The sequence below is a fragment of the Schinkia acidoalkalinis genome, from assembly GCF_054301215.1.
The window spans coordinates 384671-405013 of the sequence record NZ_CP182573.1; the positions used below are offsets into that span (position 1 = coordinate 384671).

The 20343-nt window shown below is 35.7% G+C and carries 23 protein-coding genes and 2 riboswitches; of the genes, 11 read left to right on the forward strand and 12 right to left on the reverse strand.

Translation table 11 applies throughout. The annotated features are described in order from the left end of the window. Positions 1-106: 106 nt before the first annotated feature. Both ACNQFZ_RS01945 and ACNQFZ_RS01950 read right to left on the reverse strand, forming a co-directional pair. Entirely contained in the window at positions 107-1210 is a 1104-nt protein-coding gene (locus ACNQFZ_RS01945; protein WP_458413688.1) for a diguanylate cyclase domain-containing protein, read from the reverse strand. A gap of 95 nt (positions 1211-1305) precedes the next feature. Continuing rightward, complete coding sequence (locus ACNQFZ_RS01950; RefSeq protein WP_458413689.1) at positions 1306-3870, reverse strand: EAL domain-containing protein; 2565 nt, start codon at positions 3868-3870, stop codon at positions 1306-1308. 102 nt (positions 3871-3972) lie between these two features. Further along, positions 3973-4062, reverse strand: a riboswitch (cyclic di-GMP riboswitch). A gap of 267 nt (positions 4063-4329) precedes the next feature. On the opposite strand from ACNQFZ_RS01950, the gene ACNQFZ_RS01955 reads away from it, so the two are divergent. The 5 genes from ACNQFZ_RS01955 (at position 4330) to ACNQFZ_RS01975 (ending at position 6428) form a co-directional block, all read left to right on the forward strand. Continuing rightward, entirely contained in the window at positions 4330-4776 is a 447-nt protein-coding gene (locus tag ACNQFZ_RS01955) for an N-acetyltransferase family protein (RefSeq protein WP_458413690.1), read from the forward strand. A gap of 61 nt (positions 4777-4837) precedes the next feature. Continuing rightward, on the forward strand, positions 4838-5350 hold the full coding sequence (locus ACNQFZ_RS01960) for a hypothetical protein (protein WP_458413691.1): 513 nt from the start codon (positions 4838-4840) through the stop codon (positions 5348-5350). 88 nt (positions 5351-5438) lie between these two features. Continuing rightward, positions 5439-5684, forward strand: a complete 246-nt coding sequence (locus ACNQFZ_RS01965; protein ID WP_458413692.1) for a hypothetical protein — start codon at positions 5439-5441, stop codon at positions 5682-5684. Positions 5685-5702: 18 nt separating this feature from the next. After that, positions 5703-6182, forward strand: a complete 480-nt coding sequence (locus tag ACNQFZ_RS01970) for a hypothetical protein (RefSeq protein ID WP_458413693.1) — start codon at positions 5703-5705, stop codon at positions 6180-6182. Between the two features lie 24 nt (positions 6183-6206). Beyond that, positions 6207-6428: a zinc-ribbon domain-containing protein gene (locus ACNQFZ_RS01975; protein ID WP_458413694.1), complete on the forward strand. Its 222-nt coding sequence runs from the start codon at positions 6207-6209 to the stop codon at positions 6426-6428. A 37-nt stretch (positions 6429-6465) separates the two neighbouring features. Here the strand turns inward: ACNQFZ_RS01975 and ACNQFZ_RS01980 are convergent, their stop codons facing one another. Then, positions 6466-7839 (reverse strand): sensor domain-containing diguanylate cyclase, encoded by a 1374-nt coding sequence (locus ACNQFZ_RS01980; protein WP_458413695.1) that lies wholly within the window; start codon positions 7837-7839, stop codon positions 6466-6468. A gap of 397 nt (positions 7840-8236) precedes the next feature. On the opposite strand from ACNQFZ_RS01980, the gene ACNQFZ_RS01985 reads away from it, so the two are divergent. The 4 genes from ACNQFZ_RS01985 to ACNQFZ_RS02000 are packed head-to-tail and all read left to right on the forward strand — an operon-like array spanning position 8237 to position 11454. Then, positions 8237-8755: a cytochrome C oxidase subunit II gene (locus tag ACNQFZ_RS01985; RefSeq protein WP_458413696.1), complete on the forward strand. Its 519-nt coding sequence runs from the start codon at positions 8237-8239 to the stop codon at positions 8753-8755. Positions 8756-8775: 20 nt separating this feature from the next. Beyond that, positions 8776-10260 (forward strand): cbb3-type cytochrome c oxidase subunit I, encoded by a 1485-nt coding sequence (locus ACNQFZ_RS01990; RefSeq protein ID WP_458413697.1) that lies wholly within the window; start codon positions 8776-8778, stop codon positions 10258-10260. Further along, a complete protein-coding gene (locus ACNQFZ_RS01995) occupies positions 10253-10864 on the forward strand; it encodes an SCO family protein (protein WP_458413698.1) in 612 nt (203 codons plus the stop codon). The genes ACNQFZ_RS01990 and ACNQFZ_RS01995 overlap by 8 nt, the downstream gene beginning before the upstream one ends. Positions 10865-10890: 26 nt before the next feature. After that, positions 10891-11454 carry a hypothetical protein gene (locus tag ACNQFZ_RS02000; protein WP_458413699.1) on the forward strand — a complete coding sequence of 188 codons (564 nt, stop codon included), beginning with the start codon at positions 10891-10893 and terminating at the stop codon, positions 11452-11454. A 69-nt stretch (positions 11455-11523) separates the two neighbouring features. Here ACNQFZ_RS02000 and ACNQFZ_RS02005 read toward each other — a convergent pair whose 3' ends face one another. From ACNQFZ_RS02005 to ACNQFZ_RS02015, 3 genes are all read right to left on the reverse strand, one after another. Beyond that, positions 11524-13281 (reverse strand): SulP family inorganic anion transporter, encoded by a 1758-nt coding sequence (locus tag ACNQFZ_RS02005; protein WP_458413700.1) that lies wholly within the window; start codon positions 13279-13281, stop codon positions 11524-11526. Positions 13282-13382: 101 nt separating this feature from the next. Next, positions 13383-13724 (reverse strand): ArsR/SmtB family transcription factor, encoded by a 342-nt coding sequence (locus ACNQFZ_RS02010; protein WP_458413701.1) that lies wholly within the window; start codon positions 13722-13724, stop codon positions 13383-13385. 188 nt (positions 13725-13912) lie between these two features. Next, positions 13913-14071: a hypothetical protein gene (locus tag ACNQFZ_RS02015; RefSeq protein WP_458413702.1), complete on the reverse strand. Its 159-nt coding sequence runs from the start codon at positions 14069-14071 to the stop codon at positions 13913-13915. Positions 14072-14267: 196 nt separating this feature from the next. Between ACNQFZ_RS02015 and ACNQFZ_RS02020 the strand changes: the two genes are divergently transcribed. After that, the gene (locus tag ACNQFZ_RS02020) at positions 14268-15203 is read left to right on the forward strand and encodes a cation diffusion facilitator family transporter (protein WP_458413703.1); all 936 of its coding nucleotides are present in this window, start codon (positions 14268-14270) and stop codon (positions 15201-15203) included. Positions 15204-15246: 43 nt separating this feature from the next. Here the strand turns inward: ACNQFZ_RS02020 and queE are convergent, their stop codons facing one another. Genes queE through queC form a run of 3 tightly spaced genes read right to left on the reverse strand, consistent with a single transcriptional unit; the run spans position 15247 to position 17112 of the window. Then, positions 15247-15966, reverse strand: coding sequence for a 7-carboxy-7-deazaguanine synthase QueE (gene queE, locus ACNQFZ_RS02025; RefSeq protein ID WP_458413704.1), 720 nt, complete (start codon positions 15964-15966; stop codon positions 15247-15249). Continuing rightward, entirely contained in the window at positions 15959-16447 is a 489-nt protein-coding gene (gene queD / locus ACNQFZ_RS02030) for a 6-carboxytetrahydropterin synthase QueD (RefSeq protein ID WP_458413705.1), read from the reverse strand. The genes queE and queD overlap by 8 nt, the downstream gene beginning before the upstream one ends. Further along, on the reverse strand, positions 16447-17112 hold the full coding sequence (gene queC, locus ACNQFZ_RS02035) for a 7-cyano-7-deazaguanine synthase QueC (RefSeq protein ID WP_458413706.1): 666 nt from the start codon (positions 17110-17112) through the stop codon (positions 16447-16449). The genes queD and queC overlap by 1 nt, the downstream gene beginning before the upstream one ends. Before the next feature lie 53 nt (positions 17113-17165). Beyond that, positions 17166-17209: riboswitch (PreQ1 riboswitch) on the reverse strand. A gap of 177 nt (positions 17210-17386) precedes the next feature. On the opposite strand from queC, the gene ACNQFZ_RS02040 reads away from it, so the two are divergent. Next, positions 17387-17785 carry a zf-HC2 domain-containing protein gene (locus ACNQFZ_RS02040; protein ID WP_458413707.1) on the forward strand — a complete coding sequence of 133 codons (399 nt, stop codon included), beginning with the start codon at positions 17387-17389 and terminating at the stop codon, positions 17783-17785. Between the two features lie 60 nt (positions 17786-17845). Here the strand turns inward: ACNQFZ_RS02040 and ACNQFZ_RS02045 are convergent, their stop codons facing one another. The 3 genes from ACNQFZ_RS02045 to ACNQFZ_RS02055 form a co-directional block, all read right to left on the reverse strand. After that, positions 17846-19105 carry a PAS domain S-box protein gene (locus ACNQFZ_RS02045; RefSeq protein WP_458413708.1) on the reverse strand — a complete coding sequence of 420 codons (1260 nt, stop codon included), beginning with the start codon at positions 19103-19105 and terminating at the stop codon, positions 17846-17848. Between the two features lie 166 nt (positions 19106-19271). Beyond that, positions 19272-19835 carry an RNA 2',3'-cyclic phosphodiesterase gene (thpR, locus tag ACNQFZ_RS02050; protein ID WP_458413709.1) on the reverse strand — a complete coding sequence of 188 codons (564 nt, stop codon included), beginning with the start codon at positions 19833-19835 and terminating at the stop codon, positions 19272-19274. 73 nt (positions 19836-19908) lie between these two features. Next, positions 19909-20325 (reverse strand): PaaI family thioesterase, encoded by a 417-nt coding sequence (locus ACNQFZ_RS02055; RefSeq protein ID WP_458413710.1) that lies wholly within the window; start codon positions 20323-20325, stop codon positions 19909-19911. Between the last annotated feature and the right edge of the window lie 18 nt (positions 20326-20343).

Here is a 20343-nt window from a genome sequence, read left to right on the forward strand (position 1 = left end):
AATATTAAAAAGTAGTATTAATTAAAAATTCACACTATTAAAATGTATCATTTTTGTCGGTTTTAAATCGTGATACATATCACATCAATGTCGAAACTTACCAATTTTATCTAAATTGCTGGTAAATACCATTCGCAATATGATAATTATTTTTACCGTTCTGCTTTGCGAAATACATGGCTCTATCGGCTTGTTTCATTAGAGTTTCTGCATCTTTACCGTCTTTTGGATAGATGGCAATTCCAATACTTGGGGTTATTTTCACATTTTTGCCCGATATAGAAATGGATTGGTTTAGTCGCTCAATAATTCGTTTTGCGATTAAAATACAATCATTTTGGTTTGCCCCAGGCAAAAGAACTGTAAATTCATCTCCTGCAAGTCTTGCGACCATATCCTTCTGCCTAACTGTATCACTTAAGCGGTCGCTTACTTGTTTCAATAAATAATCCCCACTATCATGGCCTAATGTATCATTAACCTTTTTAAATCCATCTAAATCAATGAACATAACTGCAAAATACAAGCTTTTCTTGTTTGAATCAACAATCATTTCATCAAGCTTATCCATAAAAGCACGCCGATTTGGTAATAAAGTTAAGGTATCCTGAAAAGCCAATTGTTTTATATGTTCTGTTTCTTTTTTTTCAGCGGTAACATCACGAATAACAAGTTCTCTTGCTGGCTTTCCGTTAAATTCTATAATCGAGGTGGTTACCCAAATCTCCAAGCACTTTGCATTTGGTCTATTCATTTTAAATTGATGCTTTAACACGCCTCGATTCCTTTTTAAATCCTGAATCGATAACATTGTTCGATTATACGATTCAGGATGAATAAAGTTTGTCCATGTACAATCCAGCAATTCTACATGATTTGAAACCCCTAATAGCTCTACTGCTGCTTGATTGGCATAAATAATCTTTTCATCAAAATCATTTATAATGATTGCTTCCGGAGATAATTCAATTATATTGCGATATTGTTTCTCCTGTTTAAGTAAACGGTTAATAATTCCCTTGGCAATAAGAAAAAGCCAAATTAAGAAAACAAAGTCAAGAAGATCAAGACTTGTTGTAAAAATGGTTGCCTTTACTTCATTTTCCTTTAAACGTAAAATTTTTAAAATTGTATCTCCAAATATATCAATTGCACCACGAATTATCATTAAAAAGATAACAAGTTTAAAATGGGTTAATAATTTTTTCAATCATAATCTCCTCTCGCTCAACCATCTTCTTTCTATCAGTTCAATTAACTAATCTTATTTTCATTTTATTGTCAATTAAAATAGACACAGTTCATTTATCTTATTTGATCTTTTTTTAGATTAAAGAACACCTCTTTGTCAGTCGTTAAAAAACTACAACAGGTTTCAGTTATTATCCTATTACGAAGTTTTGCCTGAAACTGGTTTAATAAACCAGTTAACGTGTCCCGTGCTTTATCACTAATGGTAAGTTGCAATCCATATTGTTGAAGATGATCTTCCTCTTTACACCAAACTATTGTACCCATTGTTTCAATTTCTTGGTCGAGAATCACGGTGCTAATTTTTAAAATTAAATCAGATCTGATTGGCAGTCTAATATTCGAAGTAAAGCGAACTCCACCAGGACCGATATCCTCCAGAAGCACTTTCGTCGTTCCTAATTTGACATGCTTCCCACCAAGAGCGGTAATCGTCATATTCGCAATGAGTGGCCGCGGCAGATCAATTCTGAAATAAGCTCGACGATTTTCATATGATGTTTCGTCCTTTTTGAAGCCCTCTGATGGGATACATTCCCCTTTTCTTAATAAACTTTCGAATTCTTTTGTTGGAATCGGCTTACTAAAGTAATAACCTTGCAGTTCATGGCAATGAATTTTCTGCAAATAGGCAACCTGTTGGCTCGTTTCCACACCCTCTGCAACAACATTCATCTTTAATTTCTCGGCAAGCCTAATAACCGCTGTCGCTATCTCAGTATTCTCAGAATCCCCGGGAATATCTTTAACAAATGATTGATCGATTTTCACGGTATTAGGTTGGATTTTCTTAAGATAGCTTAATGAGGAATATCCCGTTCCAAAGTCATCGATTGCAATACTAACGCCTAGATCCTTTAATTGTTTTAATTTCATCAATGTGGCTGTTTCATTTTTCATAACTACGGTTTCGGTGAGTTCGATTTCAAGCCATTTTGGGTCTAAATTTGTTGCATGCAATACATTTTGAACTGTATCAACAATGTCAGCCTGTAAAAATTGCAATGCGGAAAAGTTGACAGACATCTTTACTAGAGGCAGTCCCACTTCCTGCCATTTTTTAGTTTGAGTACATGCTTCCATCAAGATTTGCTCGCCAATCATATTAATTAAACCGGTTTCTTCTGCTAATGAAATAAATTCATCAGGGGATACGACACCCCATTCCGGGTGCTTCCAACGGGCCAATGCTTCGGCGCCGACAATCCTCTTCGTTTTACTATCTACTTTCGGCTGATACAAAGTAAAGATTTCATTTTCTTGGACAGCCTTACGTAGATCATTTTTCAGAGAAAATCTCTTGAAAGCGCCGACATTCATCGTTGGCGAGAAAATTTCATATTGATTTTTGCCAATTTCCTTTGCACGATACAAAGCTAGATCCGCATTTTGAATTAAGGAATCAACATTTTCGCCACCATAAGGATATAAACTGATTCCAATGCTTGCGGTAATGAAAAATTCATAGCTATCAATCAAAAATGGCCAATCAAAAATTTCTAAAAAATTACGGGCAATTTGATGTATAGCATCCATTTCTTTCATATTGGATACAATGATGGCAAACTCATCACCGCCAATCCGGGCAACAAAATCATCCATTGTTCTCGTTTGATTCAATCGTAAGGCCACTTCTTTTAAAAGCTTATCTCCTGTTTTATGGCCAATGGTGTCATTGATAAATTTAAAACCATCTAAATTAACTACCATTAATGCAAACATTTGTTTGTTTATTCTTGCTTCTTCCAGCTTTCGCCGTAACTCTTCTTCAAAAAGAAGACGATTTGGCAGACCAGTTAAATAATCAATATAGGAGATTCGTTCAACCTTTTGTTTTTGGACCTGCAGTTCGTTTTCCAACAGTTTTTGATCGGTGATGTCAGTACGAATTGCCATGTATTGGTATGGCTTATTGTCTTTATCTAAAAAAGGAACAATGGTTGCATTAGCCCACCATATCTTGCCATCTTTTGTACGGTTTCTTAGTTCTCCATTCCAAACTTTTCCTTGGGTAATCGTCTCCCACAAGTCTTGAAAATAATCATTTTTATGGGAGCCAGAATTAAGAATTCGATGGCTTTGACCAATCAATTCTTCTCTCGTAAACTTTGAAACCTCGCATAAACGGTCATTTACATAAATAATTTTCCCGTATCGGTCACTTATAGAAAGGTTTGTAGCAACATCTAAAGCATACTGGAAATCCTTTAATTTTTTAAAGGTCTGTTCCAGCTGACGCTCATTTTTTTTCTGCTTGGTCACATCCTTAATAATTGCTACATAACCGGCAATGCCCCCATTCTCATCAAACCAAGGAAAGCAATTTATGATCGTATCTAATAAAGTTCCATCCTTCTTCTGCCTTTTCGCTTCAATTGTTGTCAAGGACTTTCCATTTAAAATAAGTGCGTGCATCTTGATAAATTTTTCTTTCTCTTCATCAGGAATAATAGGGGAACGACGTCCAATAACTTCTGATTCAGTCCAACCAAACGTTTCTTCTGCACTTATATTCCATAGGATTACGTTTGAATTAGAATCTAAAATTTGAATTGGTATTGGAGCCATATGAATTAAAGAATAATAATTTAGCCTTGATTTCTCAAATTTTTTTAACACTCTAAACCATCTCCTTAACTTTGGCATCAACCAGTGCCATTTTCCTAGAAAAAAAAACATATCCCGTAAAGAAAAGGGATATGTTTTTTGACCCTAAACAAATACGGTAACTGGCTGACATACCGGAATCCTCCCGTTTTAGTCCCTCTAGCTTTGCGTCACTACGTTTCCATAGCTTTGCCTTTATCAATTTTGTTTTATAAAGCTTTATTGTATTTTTGATATATTTTATGTAATCTATAAAAATGTTGAAATTTGTCGTAAATGGTACTTTTCTACCATTATACAATACAATATTTTTTTGTCTATGACTTTCATCCCATTGGTAAATTTTTCATATAAAATATCACTGTATTTGTTATCATTCAGGATTTTCATGGAACCAATCCCCACTTTCTTTCATGTAATATAGATAGGTATCTGTAATGGGTATAAACGATTGTTAAAGGTGGTCACTCCATGATTATCCGTAGAGCAAATGAATATGAAATCAATCAATTGATGCTCTGGTCTGTATCATTCACGGAAGAAATGTCTATGGGATATATGAAAAGCAGTTCGCATCTGACGTATGAAATGGCGACAAATGTGCTTTCTAAAGGCGGTTATTACTTAGTTGCCCAACACGGAAGGAATATTATGGGCTGGATCTTACTGGGAACGGATTACAATTATTATAAAAAAGAAGCGGTTGGCTTTTTATATGAGCTGTATGTGTTCCCACAATATCGAAAAAAAGGCATTGGGAAAGTATTAATTGAGCGTGCAATAGCTGAATTGAAAAAGGCCGGGATGACGAAAGTGCAACTAAACGTTTTTGCCGGCAATCATGCCAAAATGTTGTATGAAAACATTGGATTTAATGATGTAACCATTCTGATGGAAAAAAATATAGGTTTACAGTAAAAAATATATGGCCAAGGCATATACTAATAGCAACGAAATTGTCTGAAGGGAGTGAGTTGTCATGTTCCCTTGGAGCCATTACGAAAATTTCAACGAATATGTAAAGTCTTTAATGAACATAAAGCCGAATGAGATTGACCAGTTTGTCAAAAAAATGATTGAAGATCAAGTCTTAAATAATATGCCCTTTACTCCACCCCAAACTACGACTAATACCACTAATCAAACAAGGGAAAATACAACCCCAACATCTCATCTGACAAATAAAGAAGCGAAATCTCAGCCAAAAACAAAGACAGACCCCCTGGACATAAAAGTATTTGAATCCCATGAAGATGTGTTTGTCCAATTCCCTGTTAAACATAGAAACGATGTGCAAGCCGGTAAAATATTTTATAATTCCAACCAACTTGTCCTAAAAGATATCCCCAATATCGGTGACAAGCATAAAGTTTTATTACCAGCAATCGTTCAACAGAGAGGCGCGAAAATAAATTATAAAAACGGGATTATGCAAATCAAAATACCAAAAGCAGATGATATTCAATTCACAGAAATAGACTTGAATTTTTAAAAAGATTATAAATTTAGACAGAAACAATACTTTTTTTAAAAAAATTTGCATATATTGTAACTAATAAACAAATTAGGGTGGTTTTTATATGGCAATTGCCATCAACTTTGTATCGGTTGTTGTGAATGCTCAAAACAGAAATGCTACGGTAGCCATGGGGGAAGTGCTGCAATCAAACTGGAGCGCCCATCAAAAAGCAAATTTTGGCATTGGATTTTCTATTGGTAATAACGCTGAATTTAATAACATCGTAAATATTCTGGATCCAGATCTTGTTGACATGCCTGTACAAGATAGCGATATGGTCCCATCGGCTCAAAATCAGTCCGTCTAAAGGGAGGGACATCATCACATGAGAGCAAAAATAGCGCTTGGTGATATTCATGTCAAAAATATCGAAACTACATCTGGCATTTTTATTTCAAGAAACAATTTTGTTAATGGCTGGAGATCGCAAATAAAGTCTAATTATGGTTTCGGTGTTGCAGGTGATCAAAGCTCGATAGAAAACTGTGTGTTTATTGTATCTGACGATGATATCATTGATTCACCGGTTATTGACAATAGTATTTTAATTGAAAAAAATGTAAGTGCTACTGATAGTGACACGTTGATACATTTTAATAAGGTTAAAGTGGAATCGCTAAATGGAAATGCTACAGTCACCATTGGTGATAGTAAACAATCTGGGTGGTCTTCTAGGTCCAAGATCAACAGTGGTAATGGACGTTTTGTTGGGGAAAATATTATTGCCAATAACAAGATTATGATTGATGATGAAGATGCCTTTGATACACCTGTCTTTGACCACCATACTCAGAACAATTTTTAAGTATTGCGATTTAGGATGATGAATGTGAGTGAAAAGGAAAAAGAAAAGATAAAATGTGTAAAATGCTCAGAAGAGGCTGAAGATAAGGACCAATATTGTGTGAAATGCGGTGCGCCACTCATAAACCGCTGTTCGGATTTAAAAACAAAAGGAAAACATGGCTGTGGATTTGTAAACCGGCCAGATGCCCTTTATTGCGCGAAATGCGGTGCCGAAACTGTTTTTAAACAAAAAGGATTACTATAGCACTTTTCCGCTGACAATAGCGAAAAAGTGCTATTTTTTATTTTGCTTTTTTCAAGCGCTTCTTTTTTATTGTTTTCTTTCCAGCATTTTTTTTATTTACAGCACCATTATACTGAGTAACTCGGTTTCGGCCATTCTCTTTAGATTTATACAGTGCTTGATCAGCAAGCGAGATTAAGTGAATAGATTTTCTGTCTCCGATTGCTGGTAATATCGATGCTACCCCAATACTAATTGTAATCACATTATGCACATAAGAGTTGGGATGGGTAATATTTAGATCCATAATGGCTTGTCTTAATTTGTCCGCTTTACTGTAGGCTATTTTTTCACCTTGCTCCGGTAAGATAATCGCAAACTCTTCGCCGCCAAACCGGGCGACAATGTCTTCTGAATCTCCAAATAAATCAATTAATTTACTAGAGATTTTTTTCAAACATTGATCTCCCTGTAAATGCCCATATGTATCATTATAATTTTTAAAATAATCGATATCAAAAAGTATAAGAGATACCGGCTTTGCCTCATTTTTTGCTTTATTCCAGATTGCTTCTATCGCCTGGTCAAAATAACGTCGATTATAAATGCCTGTATTCCCGTCCAACACTGCCAATGATTCGATATTTGAAAACCTTTCTTTTAATTCTAAGCGCATTGAGTTTACATTTTCAATCAGTTCAGCTAATTCATCGTCTTTCTTGTATGGGGGTATAGTCTCATTAAAGTCTTTTTTTGCATAAGCTTTTACACTTTTATTTAGTAAAAGAACCGGTCGGATTATTGCTCTTGTTTGGCGGTTGATCATGAGTGCATTCAATAAGATTAAGAGGATGGAAATAACGAAAAGGTTTCGCTTTGCTTCGGCAATTTTCCTAATATATGTATACCGGTACGTTTCTCGTAAATTCCCCGCTAAATCAAGCGTTTCATCGAGAGATTGGCGAAAATCATTAAAGGCAGCGTTTGCCTCTTCAAGAGTCTCAATGCTTGGTTTTTGCCCCATTTTTGTCATTTCAATCAACCCATGACCATATTGTACATGCCAGTACTGCCCTTTCTTAATGACATTCATTACATCGTCCTTAATTAAAGGCTTGTTTTTCACTTTTTCAACCAGCAATTTTGAAATTTCATCGTAATTATTCATTCCGTTATCGAAGGATTTCAAAAAAACTTTCTCCCCCGTGAGATTATACCCTCTCTGTCCGCTTTCTTGATTTAATAATGACTCGTACAAACCATGGAGCGAAGTTTCAATTTCATCAACCTCTACTTGTAGCTTAGCATTTCTCGTAAATTGATGGTCAATTTCCCATATACAAAAAAACACAAATGCAATAAATATGATGCCGGAAATTGATGACATAATCAATAACTTTCGGCCAATTCTCCCAAAGTTGAAATATTTCATTCTCTATTTCTCCTATTTTTAACATTACATTCATATTATTCTTTTCCATATATTACTATTTTACAGAAAAAACAAAGATTAATATACTTTATTCTTTTTTCTTCACAAAATATACAAATCCCTGTCTAGTTTTTCAATATTTTTTCTTTTCGTCTTAATTTTCCTTTTTAAATATACAGTACGTTTACTACTATTTCCATAGTATTTAATTTGTTTTGTGCTAATAAATCGTAATTTCGAAATATGTGAAAAAATTGTGAAGTTTGTTACAGAAAGCCTTTTCTAACTTTTATATCGTAAAAATGAGAGTAAGTTCGGGAGGTGTAGTACTACAAAATATTTCACCATGCTTAAAAAACTAAGACCATAAGAAAAGTTAAACTAAGGAGGTTATGTTATGTATCAACAAGCAGCATGGTTTACAACAATTATTTTTATTACAGGACTCATTGGTGTATTCATTTATGTACTTGTGAACGCAAAACAAAAAGAAGATTATGAATCAGTTAAACACAAGGGCCATGTGGTCCAAAAGTATTATTTCTTTGGCTTAGTTATCATCCTTGCTCTACTTACTACAGTAACCTTGCATGATCTTCCGTTTGATAGAGCAAAGGCTCAAGAAAATCAAGAGGTGGTCGATGCAACAGCAATGCAATTTGCTTTCCAACTGTCTAAAAATGAATTTAAAGTTGGTCAACCGATTGAATTTAGAGTAACTAGTAAAGATGTTAACCATGGCTTTGGAATTTACAATGAAGATATGCAAATTGTTGCACAAACACAAGCAATGCCAGGCTATACAAATCCTGTCTATGTAACTTTTGATAAGCCAGGCACTTATCAAGTTTTATGCTTAGAGTATTGCGGAATCGCCCATCATGTCATGAAAACAACAATTACGGTCACTGAATAAATTCTAAGGGGGTCTTGTCTATGAAAACACTTATTACAGATTCTGTAAGCAGTTCTAATCGAAAAAGGGTAGTCTTCCCAACGATTTTAGGCGCTGTTATTATTTTACTGATGATGGTAATGGGCTTACTAATGCTTTTAAATCAAGGAAAATTAATTTCTATTTCTGATAGTTTCTTTTATAAAATCATGACGCTTCACGGCACTGGAATGGTTGGTGCTGGTGCTCTTGGCGGCGTAGCTATTATGTATTATTTTCTTAGTCAATACGTTAAATTAAGTAAAGGTATCTTTATTACAAATATCGTTACATTTGTTATTGGCGTTGTAATGGTTCTTATCGGTATTTTTGTTTTTAACTTTGCTGCGGCATGGACATTCCTTTATCCACTACCAAGACTTTCAGGCGGTATGTGGGGCGTAGCTGGTGCAGTATTTTATCTGGGCGGAATGACCATTCTTGGTACAGGCTTCCTATTATTTTATCTTGATACAGGTAGAGCAATTATCAAAAAATACGGTAACTTAGGAAATGCACTTGGATGGCCAATCATCTTTGGTAAAAAAATGAACCAAGAATTACCACCAACAGTTGTTGCCGCTACAATGGTTACAATCGTTAATACAGCAGCCGTCATTTCAGGTGCAGCTGTCTTAGTAATGAGTATTATTAATCTATTTAATCCAAACTTTACGATGAACCCTCTAATAGCGAAAAACTTAATTTACTCATTTGGTCATATTTTTGCAAATGCTATTATTTATATGGGTTGTATCGCTGTTTATGAAATTTTCCCTAAGTATACAGGAAGACCATGGAAAACGTATGGTATTTTCCTAATTGCTTGGAATGCATCTACTTTATTTACAATGATTATTTATCCGCACCATTTACTAATGGACTACGCATTACCAAAATGGATGATTATCTTAGGACAAGTTCTTTCATATGCAAACGGCTTCCCAGTTCTTGTTGTAACTGGATTTGGAGCATTACAAATTGTTTTCCGTTCACAGATTAAATGGGATATGGCATCATCATTATTTTTCATGTCCATTTTCGGCTGGATGATTGGTGTCGTACCAGCGATTACAGATGCAACGATTGCTATTAACGAAGTTATGCATAATACAAAATGGGTTCCAGGCCACTTCCATACTTACATGGGAATCGGTGCCATTGCCATGATTTGGGGCTTTATGTACTACCTAATCAAAGTAGAAGGCATCAAGATGGTACCTGTCTTTGATAAATTAGGTTTCTGGATGTATTTAATATTCTTTATGGGCTTAACAGGTTCATTCTTGTATGCTGGTAAATTAAGTGCACCTAGACGTTGGGCACAGCATTTACCTGAATGGGTTCCTTCCGATCAATTCGGTGCTGTAGCAGCAATGGGAATCATTTTTGCAACAACTGTCTTTATTATTCGCTTTGCCATTTCTGCAAAACAAATTGGTACGAACAAGGTACAAAATGAAACAAAGGAAAAAATGTATGCGTAATTTACTTTCCACTCTCATCGTGCTTTTAGTTGGTCTATTAGTTCTATGGGAAGGAACAGACGGGCTTCACGCTTTTACGGCGGAAAAAGCCCGTCAAATTTCTATTATGGAGAAGCAGCCACTTCTTCCAAATGTCAGCATGGAAGACAGTGACGGTAAACAAATTCAGCTCCATGATTATAAAGGCAAAATTGTCTTGGCAACGTTTATGTACACAAGCTGTGGCGACCTCTGCCCTACTCTCGAAATGAAATTTAAAGAAGTATACGATAGCTTGCCTAAAGAATACTTAGGAAAAAAAGTTGTCTTCTTAAGTTTCAGCTTTGACCAAGAACGCGATACACCAGAGAAGTTAAAGGAATATGGTAAACATTTTGCTGTTGATGGTATCACATGGAAAATGGTGCGATTCTCTAGTTTAGAAGATCAAAAATCATTTTTAGATTTATTAGGCGTTGTTGTCATTCCAAACGAAAGTGGCGGATTTGAACATAACGCTGCAATTTATATGATAAATGAAAAAGGTAAACTTGTAAAAATATTAGATTATCAAAATCCTAAAAAAGTGATAAATGAATTTAATTCTATTATTAAAATGAGCTAAACTTTTCAGATTGCGAGGAGAAAAGGATGGTTTTAAGAAAGGCGACATTTGGAGTTGGTTTGTTAATTCTTTTAGCACTTCCTCCAGTTAAACATTTAATTGAATCTTATATGGTAGGCCAAATGGTCGTTCAGCTTCCGCTCCTAGTACTTGCTGGATTTTTTCTTGGAAAAGCTCTTCAAACGAAAATTCCAATGGATCAGGCAGAATCCAATAAAAATGGTATTCCAGGGATGCTGCTCGCCATTTTCACGATTGCTTTTTGGATGTTGCCTAGATCCATTGATGCATCTATAAATGAAGTACTATTTTCAATGGCAAAATATAGCTCTTTACCGTTATTAGCTGGTATCCCCATCTCGTATAGCTGGAAAAGATTGAACTCTATCAGCAAAAATTTTATTTTGGCAAATCTTATATCGATGTTTGTTGTTATGGGATGGCTATATTTGGAATCACCGGTCCGACTTTGCAACAACTACCTAGTTGGGCAACAGCTTCTTTTAGGAAAAACGTACTTTTTTATTACAGGTCTTTTAATTATTACTGGTATTTTCAGATCATTTATGGTCGACCATCGAACAACCTGATTCTTATGTTTTTCCTAATAAAAACGCCTAGAGTTGAAGTGAACTCTAGGCGTTTTTCTTTTGTCTTGATTACACGATACCCTTCCTGCCTGTCGGACCCACATCAAGTTCAATATGACCTGAAAGCTGAGTACACTCGCGGAAAGCAAAATGCTTACACCCTAAACATTTATTCGTTTCAATTTCCTTGATTGCATAATCGATGGCTTCACCGGTATGATTGAAAAAATAGGATTCCCCTATCTCATTATACAAACCTGATTTTTTTAATGTTTGTTCTAAGGATGGAATCGCTCCTGAAATTAGGATGGTGCCCCCATTTTTCTTAAAGTGGCGAGCAATGCTTTGAAGATTCGCCTCCCCTGTTGAATCAATAAATGGAACCTTCCCCATTCGCAAAATTAATACTTTAGGTCTGTAATTAATAGTCTCCGTAATGCGTTGTTCAAATAACTGGGCAACACCGAAAAACAACGGTCCTTCAACAGTAAAAATACTAATTTGCGGGCAATCATGTGCTTCATTAACAACATATGGGCGAACCGCTTGATTTTTCTCCGTATGGTCAGGCAACACTTTCGAAACAACAGGCATATCACTCATCCGTTTTACAAATAATACTACAGCCAATATAAGACCGACTTCAACCGCCGTAGTAATATTGGCAAACACTGTTACTAAAAATGTAGCTGCCAAAATAAGTGAATCACCAGTTTTCAATTTTAAAATATGTGAGAAATGTTTCCGTTCACTCATATTCCACGCAACAATCATGATAACCGGAGCCATACTTGCTAATGGAATATCGGAAGCATATGGTGCAAAAATCAGCAATGTAAATAGTACAAACAACCCATGAATAACCCCTGACATGGGAGAAACAGCGCCTGTTTTGATATTCGTTGCAGTTCTTGCAATGGCCCCAGTTGCCGGAATTCCACCAAATAATGGCGTCACCATATTGGCAATTCCTTGGCCAATTAATTCACGGTTGCTATTATGCCTACTATTTGTCATACCATCAGCCACGACCGCTGACAAAAGGGATTCAATTCCACCAAGGATGGCAATGACAAATGCCGGTGCAAGTAATCGTTCAATTCGGTCAAATGTAATGTCCGGCATATTGAATTTCGGAAGCGTACTTGGTATATCCCCAAACGCCGACCCAATGGTCGCCACCTGACCTGAAAAAAAGATGGAGGCAATAACCGTTGATACAATTAAGCCTATTAATGATCCCGGTACTTTCGGTAAAACTTTCGGTGTAATTAAAATAACTAATAAAGAAATGAGCGCCGTTAACACACTATACATGTTCATTGTGTTAAGATGTACAATAATCTCTTTCATATTATCAATAAACTTTTCGTGATTTTTAATTCCTGTTAATCCTAAAAAGTTTGCAATTTGTCCTGTAAAAATAATGATTGCAATACCGGCGGTAAACCCTATTGTAACTGGGCGAGGGATAAACTTTATTAAATTCCCGACTTTAAAGGCCCCCATGAGGACTAGCATAATCCCTGCCATAAAACCAGCCAGCAATAAGTCATTATAACCATAAGTTATAACAATACCGAACAAAACCGGTATAAAAGCACCGGTAGGTCCACCAATTTGATATCTTGACCCACCAAATAATGAAATTAAAACACCGGCGATTATTGTTGTATAGATGCCAAATTCAGGTTTCACCCCTGAAGCAATTGCAAAGCCCATCCCCAATGGAATAGCAATTATACCAACAATGATTCCTGAAATGAGATCTTTTTGAAAATGTTTCAGCGTATATCCTTCAAATCGGTCAATAAATAAGCTCTTCACTTATAACCCTTCTTTTCTTAATAAACTTTCTCCACGGAACACATCTGTAAAAAAATCTAGTACCAGATTTTTTTCCCCCAACATTTGTGTTCTCCACGTATTTATGCATTACTCGACTTTTGGTCATCCAGTTCTTCTAGCATGGTAATGGCATCAATTAAATGATTATTGAAGATTTCTTTTGCTGCTTTTAATAGTTCAATAATAGCTGGGTCACGCAACGAATATATGACCCTTTTCCCGTCTTTTACGCCAACGACAATGTTTTTCGTCCGTAAAACACTGAGTTGCTGTGAGACAGCTGAACCTTCGCTATTTAGAATGCTTTGAATTTCGTTGACACTTTTCTCCCCTTCCGATAAAATCTCGAGAATCTGTATTCGCAATGGATGTGCTAACGCCTTAAAAAACTCGGCTTTAAATTGGTGCATATCGTTCCACAAAAAAATATCCTCCTAAAAATAAGTACTACATATTCAAATATTTGAATATATGAAATATATGATTTGAATTATACAGCGGTCTTTTTAAAAATACAATTGTATTTTTGAAAAATCAGGGCCATTTTTTATAAATATTTTATTTTAATTTGATTCGCTTAACTATAACATCATTATGTTAACTATCTTTCCTATTCGTTAATTTTTGTTTTCTTAAAGAGGACCACAACCCTTTCATCATCTTCAATCTTATCAATTTCTTCATATATATAATCAACCTGTTTTTCATCAAGCAACATCCACGAGATTGTAAAAATAAATATTATCATTATTAGAATAATTGCTTCCATTCCAATCACCTCATTATAATCATTGACCAAATATTCAGAATATATACACGAAAATAAATAATAATTATTATCAACAAAAATAGCAACTTTTGTGCTTATTATGATTACCATTCTCAATTACGATAATATTTTCTCAATTATAATTGACAATTAATGACTCTTGGAATTATGATAAGCGTAGAAGGGAGATTAAAAAATGAATAGATATGATTATCACCACCTAAACCACGTCAAGGAACAAAATGAATCGAAGAAAACATTATGGATTACTTTGGTACTCACACTATTTTTTACACTTGTCGAAATTATTGGTGGGATATTAGCTAACTCTTTAGCTCTATTGTCGGATTCTGCACATATGATGTCTGATGTGCTTGCATTGGGATTGAGCATGGTTGCCATTTATCTAGCAACGCGGGAATCAAACAACAAATATACATTTGGATTTCTTCGTTTTGAAATATTGGCTTCTTTTTTAAACGGGCTTGCATTGGCAGTCATTGCGATTGGAATTTTTATTGAAGGTATTAAAAGGATCATTCATCCGCGGGATATTGAATTGGGATTAATGCTTAGTGTGGCTGTCATTGGCTTAATAGTAAATATCGTGCTTACAATTGTTCTTATTCGCAGCACAAAGAAAGAAAACAATCTGAATATCAAAAGTGCGCTCTGGCACTTCATTGGTGACCTTTTAAACTCGGTCGGTGTCATTCTGTCAGCCATTTTGATTTATTTTACAGACATTACAATCTTCGACCCAATCATTAGTATTGTCATTGGCGCTGTGGTATTTATCGGCGGAGCGAAAATCATTCGTGAATCTTATCTGATTTTGATGGAATCAGTGCCAAAAGAGTTAGATCTTGATCAAATTCGTGCTGATATTCGAGCAGTAGAAGGAGTTCATGACATCCATGAATTGCATCTTTGGACGATAACAACCGACCACTACTCCTTAACTGCCCATGTATTTATTTGTAAAGATTGCCCGCCTTTCAGCGTTGTATCGGCAATTACGACCATGTTAAAAGATAAATATGGTCTTGAGCACGTCACTGTTCAAATCGAGCACCCTAGTATTAACGAACATGGACAATATGGAAAAGACTTTTTGCTTGGTCAGAGCTAAAAACAAAAAAAGCGCAAATTGCGCTTTTTTTGTTTCCCATATACTAGACGCCTCTCTTATTTCCCCACAATAGTGCATGGAGCTGTGGCAATACTTTTACATCATTCATCTCTGGACAATCTACAACCTTTTGAATAAGCCATTCATATTTTTGAAGCAATTTTCTAGTTAGAGAATCATTATCAAACGTTGTAATATCATCGTTGCCCACCTGCAAGTAAAAAGGAACGTCATGATAGCGTTCATGGATTTTCATCGCATACTCAAAATCTAAATCATCAAAAACGACGACTTTTAAACTCGTATTGTAACAAGTTCTGAGATTATCAACAATCATATCAAGCATTTCAAAATTCGTCTCCATTCCGGAGCTTGGAGGCTTTGGTGAGAGCGTTAAATCATTAATGTCTTTCATCCACTCCTGCCATTTAGACCCTTGGGTTTCGAGAGCAAGTTTTATGCCTTCTCCCTTTAATAGTCCCACAAGTTCACCGATGGATGATAATAAAGCGGGATTTCCTCCTGATATTGTTACATGATCAAAACAATCCCCACCGATTTCTTTAAGTCCAACCCAGATTTCCTCTGCTGTCATTTGCTTGATTTCATCTTTTGCTGATCCATCCCAGGTAAAAGCAGAATCACACCATTTGCAATGGTAGTCACAGCCGGCAGTTCGAACAAACATCGTTTTACGGCCAATGACCGATCCTTCTCCTTGTATGGTTGGACCAAAAATTTCCAAAACAGGAATCTTACTCAACTTCCATCCACTCCCTTTTTGCTTCAGCATAGCTTGTCGGAGTTTCATAAAGCCTCACAAATTCAACACGTGCCCCGTCATACGTCTCTTCTCTTTTTGAGAGCGCCGCTTTCATCTGTTCATAAATCCAGACAACCATATTTTCGGCAGTCGTGTTCATCTTCGGAAGTGTTTCATTTAAGTAACGGTGATCCAGATAAACTTCAATGTCCTCTTTCCATATTTCTTTAATATCGCCAAAGTCGATAGCGAGGCCAAGTTCATTGGTATATCCGCTGATTCCAAACACAACCTTATACGTATGTCCGTGGAGGTTTTTGCATTTGCCGTCATAGCAATGTAAATGATGGGCAGCATCAAATGTAAATTCTTTGCTTACGAGCACACGTTTATGATGATATTTAAGCTCTTCACGTTTTATATCCTTATCAATCTTCTGAAGGTTCTCGACAATTCTAAATCCAAAAAAGCTTCCTTCCATTATTCATTCCCCTCTTTTCGAGAGCTCAAATATTGGTCTAGGCCAGCTTTACGAAGTTTACATGCCGGGCATTCACCACATCCGTCAGCAATAATGCCGTTATAGCAAGTTAACGTCCTCGTTCGGACATACTCCAACACATCGAGATCATCAGCCAGCTTCCATGTTTCGGCTTTGTTAATCCACATTAATGGTGTATGGATAACAAATTGCTGATCCATTGATAGATTTAAGGCAACATTTAATGATTTTACAAAAATATCGCGGCAATCTGGGTAGCCACTGAAATCTGTTTCACATACACCCGTGATAATATGCTTCGCTCCGACTTGACTTGCCAACACCCCTGCGAATGATAAAAACAAAAGATTTCTACCGGGTACAAATGTATTTGGAAGTTCTCCATTTTCTCCCGCCTTTACTTCAATATCATCTCTTGTTAAGGCATTAGGTGAAAGTTGATTTAATAATGACATATCTAAAATATGATGCCGAACGCCAACTTCTTTGGCAATATCTTTCGCCACTTCGATTTCCAAGCGATGGCGTTGGTTGTAATCAAAGGTAACCGCTTCTACCTCTTTAAAATTCTTTAAGGCCCAAAATAAACAAGTTGTACTATCCTGACCGCCGCTAAACACAACGATGGCTTTATCATTTTTCATTTTTCCAGACTCCTTTTCAAGCAGAAAAAACAGCACTCTAAGAAGAATGCTGTCCCTTCTTAGTTTTTTAGAGAGGGTAGCTAAGAACCTCTACCGTTACATACGGATTTTACTCAATTAGATTAACTATACCATATTTTCGGTCGGTCGTGGGTATCATTCTTCTTCCAATTCAAATTCAGTTTTTTCAGAATAAAGTTAGAACATAGATGAAGGATTGGAATATCTTTAATATGGGGATATTTGGGGATTTATTCTTTAATGAGGTGGTTTGATGAATCAATGTAAGCTTGTTCAAGACCTTTTACCACTGTATCTTACTCGAGAGCTGTCCAAAGAAATAAATGTCTTTGTAGAATCACATCTTATCAATTGTAAAACTTGCCGTTCTGTTAAGCAAGAGTTGCTGAATTGTAAACAACTAGAGTTAAAGGCTCATAGTGTTTTATACACTAAAAGCAAACCTTCTAAACAAGAACTTGATTTTATCAACAGATTAACAAAATGGAAACGAATCTCCGCCATCATTGCTGTCTGCCTACTCCTCTTCTTTTCATTAATGGCTTGGATTTTTATAAAAGGAAAAATCGAACCCCATTCTGTTAATCAACAAATACTATTGGAAAAGGTCACTGTTTTCAACATGAATGAAAGTAGCAGTAGTTGGGGTTAACAATATGAGCTCAAGGTAGGTTGGCACCTTTTAACTTTGTTAATTTGGTGCTCAACCTTTTTACACCAATTCCCTTATCTTGGAATTTACCAAAGGAAAAGTAATATAAAAGCTTGTGCCCTTCCCAATTTCACTTTCTATTCGGTAATCTCCCTGCATGTCTTTAATAATAGTAAAGGCAACCATTGTGCCAAGACCCGTTCCTTTGGATTTGGTAGAATAATAGGGAGTCCCAATTCTTTTGACTTGCTCTTCTGTCATCCCTTTTCCATTATCTTTTATGATTAACAGTACCTCGCCTTTCCTTTTCGTGATGGTGACAGTTATTTCACCACCACCCTCCATTGCTTCCACACCATTTTTAATAATATTAAGAAGGGATTGATGAAGCTTTTGTTTTTCTCCAACGATATGTAAATTATTTTCTTCAACATTCATATTGACTGTAATATTATTTAAGACGGCGTATGGATTAATGACTTGTACGATGTACTCAACCTCTTGCATTACATTTAATATAGTAACATTTTCAATCGTTGGTTTCGCGTATGTAAGATAATCGCTGATAATTCTTTCTGCACGATCCAACTCTTCAAGGCTTAATTTTATATATTGATGCCTTTGTTCTTCCGTAAGATTGCTATCTTTTAATAATTGAGTAAATCCCCTTGTCACAGTAAGTGGATTTCTGACCTCATGAGAAATACTAGCGGCAATTTCACTAACAGTCTTTATTTGTGTAAGCCTTTTCATTTCATCTTCCAATTTTTTCTTAGCGGTTATATCGCGGACAATAATTGAAATTCCTGCTATTTCATTCCGACCATTGTCATATCTAATTGGCGAAACCGTTAAAGAGCCGACAATCACGGAACCATTTTTATGAAGATGGTCGATTTCAGGTTGAACGAGCCGTTGACCTTCCCTGGCTTTTCTAAATATCTGAATGATTCCAGCCATTTGATGGTGGGGTATTAATGTAAAGTAGCTTTTATCAATCATTTCTGCACTTGTATACCCAAAAATCTGTGTTGCCCCTAAATTCCAGTTCATAATATCCCCATCATTTGTCGTGGCGATAATGGCATCACTGGACGATTCCAAGATTGCTTTCAAGTATTGCAATTTTTCGATTGTTTTTTTATGGCTGTCAATCTCTCCAGTTAATAATTGTTTAATTTCAGCAACTTCTTCTGTTCGTTTATGTAATTGTTGGAACATGTGCTTAGTCTTTCTTAAAAAGAAAAATAGTATGATTGGAATTGTAAAAAATGCTATTGTTGCAGATAAATGTAGAAATGAATGCATTGCCTCCGTCATTGTGATTCCCCTTTAATCATTCATAAGCTGTGATTTTACAAGTAATTCATGTAGAGTTTTTATACTGGTCATTTCCATAAAATGTAATATTTTAAATTATCTGATTTTATTATCCTACACTTTTCGTCTTTTTTCAACTTAACTGTTTAAAAAATTGTTAATAATGCTAACATTTTCCTAATTTGTATAATTGCACAACCTCATATTTTGGATTTCTACTAGGGAAAATTTGATAAATAACAACTTCATTTACTTCAAAAGTCTCTTTTTCATGATATTCTTTTATTAGTTCTGCTATCGTTGTGTCAGCCGTTCCACCTGCCCATTTTTTTGCAAGCGTAATATGGGGACAATACTCTCTATTTTCTTTTTCAAATCCTATTTGCACCGCGCATTCTTCAACCATCTGTTGCAATAATGCAAGCTTTGCTGTATTCTCCACCCCTGCCCATAACACACGAGGACTACGCGGGTTTCCAAATGTACCTAGAGTCCCAATTTCCAAAGAAAACTCATCTTGCTGCTCAATGACATGCAGCTCTTTTTGTAGCTGCTTAAGCGTTTCTACAGCGACCGGACCCAAAAACTTTAAAGTGATGTGTAAATCTTGTTTATGGTACCAAGTCTTATAAGCTACTTTTAGTTGTATATCATCCTGCCATTTTGAAAGATGGTCTTTTAAGGAAGCGGGAAGCGGGATTGCTATAAAATAATGCGGGTAATTTGACATAAAAAACCTCCTTGAAGTCAAAAAAGCACTGTACCCTTTTTTCTAGTGCAGTGCTTCTTTTTCGTTGTGCAATTTAAACCCTTGCAAATGTACCTGTTGCCATTGCAATTAAATTTTCTTTTTCATCATACATCCGTGATTCCAAAAACAGTATGTTCCTACCTTTTTTCAAAAACTTTGCTTCACATTTCACTTTACCTGATTTCGCTGCCTTAAAATACTGCACCTTCATTTCAACTGTCACTGCAGGACCAAGTACCTTTTTACACAAATGTCCCATCGATACATCTAGAACAAAAGAAATGACGCCACCATGCAAAATTTGATGTGGGTTATACATGAAATCTTCAATATCAAATTCGACGGTGCAAGTCTCATCTGTGTATTGAAACTGGAGATCGAATAGTTTTGCCAAAAAGTAATTCTCAAATTCACTTTTACAGCTTTCTACAGCCTTCGTATACTTCTCGTTTAATACTGTTTTGTTCATACTAGTCACCTTTGCTCA

Coding starts and splice junctions, on each gene's coding strand:
- ACNQFZ_RS01960 (WP_458413691.1), top strand. CDS start 4,838: ATGTTCCCTTGGAGCCATTACGAAAATTTCAACGAATATGTAAAGTCT.
- ACNQFZ_RS01965 (WP_458413692.1), top strand. CDS start 5,439: ATGGCAATTGCCATCAACTTTGTATCGGTTGTTGTGAATGCTCAAAAC.
- ACNQFZ_RS01955 (WP_458413690.1), top strand. CDS start 4,330: ATGATTATCCGTAGAGCAAATGAATATGAAATCAATCAATTGATGCTC.
- ACNQFZ_RS02055 (WP_458413710.1), bottom strand. CDS start 20,325: ATGAACAAAACAGTATTAAACGAGAAGTATACGAAGGCTGTAGAAAGC.
- ACNQFZ_RS02015 (WP_458413702.1), bottom strand. CDS start 14,071: ATGGAAGCAATTATTCTAATAATGATAATATTTATTTTTACAATCTCG.
- ACNQFZ_RS01995 (WP_458413698.1), top strand. CDS start 10,253: ATGCGTAATTTACTTTCCACTCTCATCGTGCTTTTAGTTGGTCTATTA.
- queD (WP_458413705.1), bottom strand. CDS start 16,447: ATGGAAGGAAGCTTTTTTGGATTTAGAATTGTCGAGAACCTTCAGAAG.
- ACNQFZ_RS02000 (WP_458413699.1), top strand. CDS start 10,891: ATGGTTTTAAGAAAGGCGACATTTGGAGTTGGTTTGTTAATTCTTTTA.
- ACNQFZ_RS02040 (WP_458413707.1), top strand. CDS start 17,387: ATGAATCAATGTAAGCTTGTTCAAGACCTTTTACCACTGTATCTTACT.
- ACNQFZ_RS01970 (WP_458413693.1), top strand. CDS start 5,703: ATGAGAGCAAAAATAGCGCTTGGTGATATTCATGTCAAAAATATCGAA.
- ACNQFZ_RS02045 (WP_458413708.1), bottom strand. CDS start 19,105: ATGACGGAGGCAATGCATTCATTTCTACATTTATCTGCAACAATAGCA.
- ACNQFZ_RS02020 (WP_458413703.1), top strand. CDS start 14,268: ATGAATAGATATGATTATCACCACCTAAACCACGTCAAGGAACAAAAT.
- ACNQFZ_RS01985 (WP_458413696.1), top strand. CDS start 8,237: ATGTATCAACAAGCAGCATGGTTTACAACAATTATTTTTATTACAGGA.
- ACNQFZ_RS01990 (WP_458413697.1), top strand. CDS start 8,776: ATGAAAACACTTATTACAGATTCTGTAAGCAGTTCTAATCGAAAAAGG.
- ACNQFZ_RS01980 (WP_458413695.1), bottom strand. CDS start 7,839: ATGAAATATTTCAACTTTGGGAGAATTGGCCGAAAGTTATTGATTATG.
- queC (WP_458413706.1), bottom strand. CDS start 17,112: ATGAAAAATGATAAAGCCATCGTTGTGTTTAGCGGCGGTCAGGATAGT.
- thpR (WP_458413709.1), bottom strand. CDS start 19,835: ATGTCAAATTACCCGCATTATTTTATAGCAATCCCGCTTCCCGCTTCC.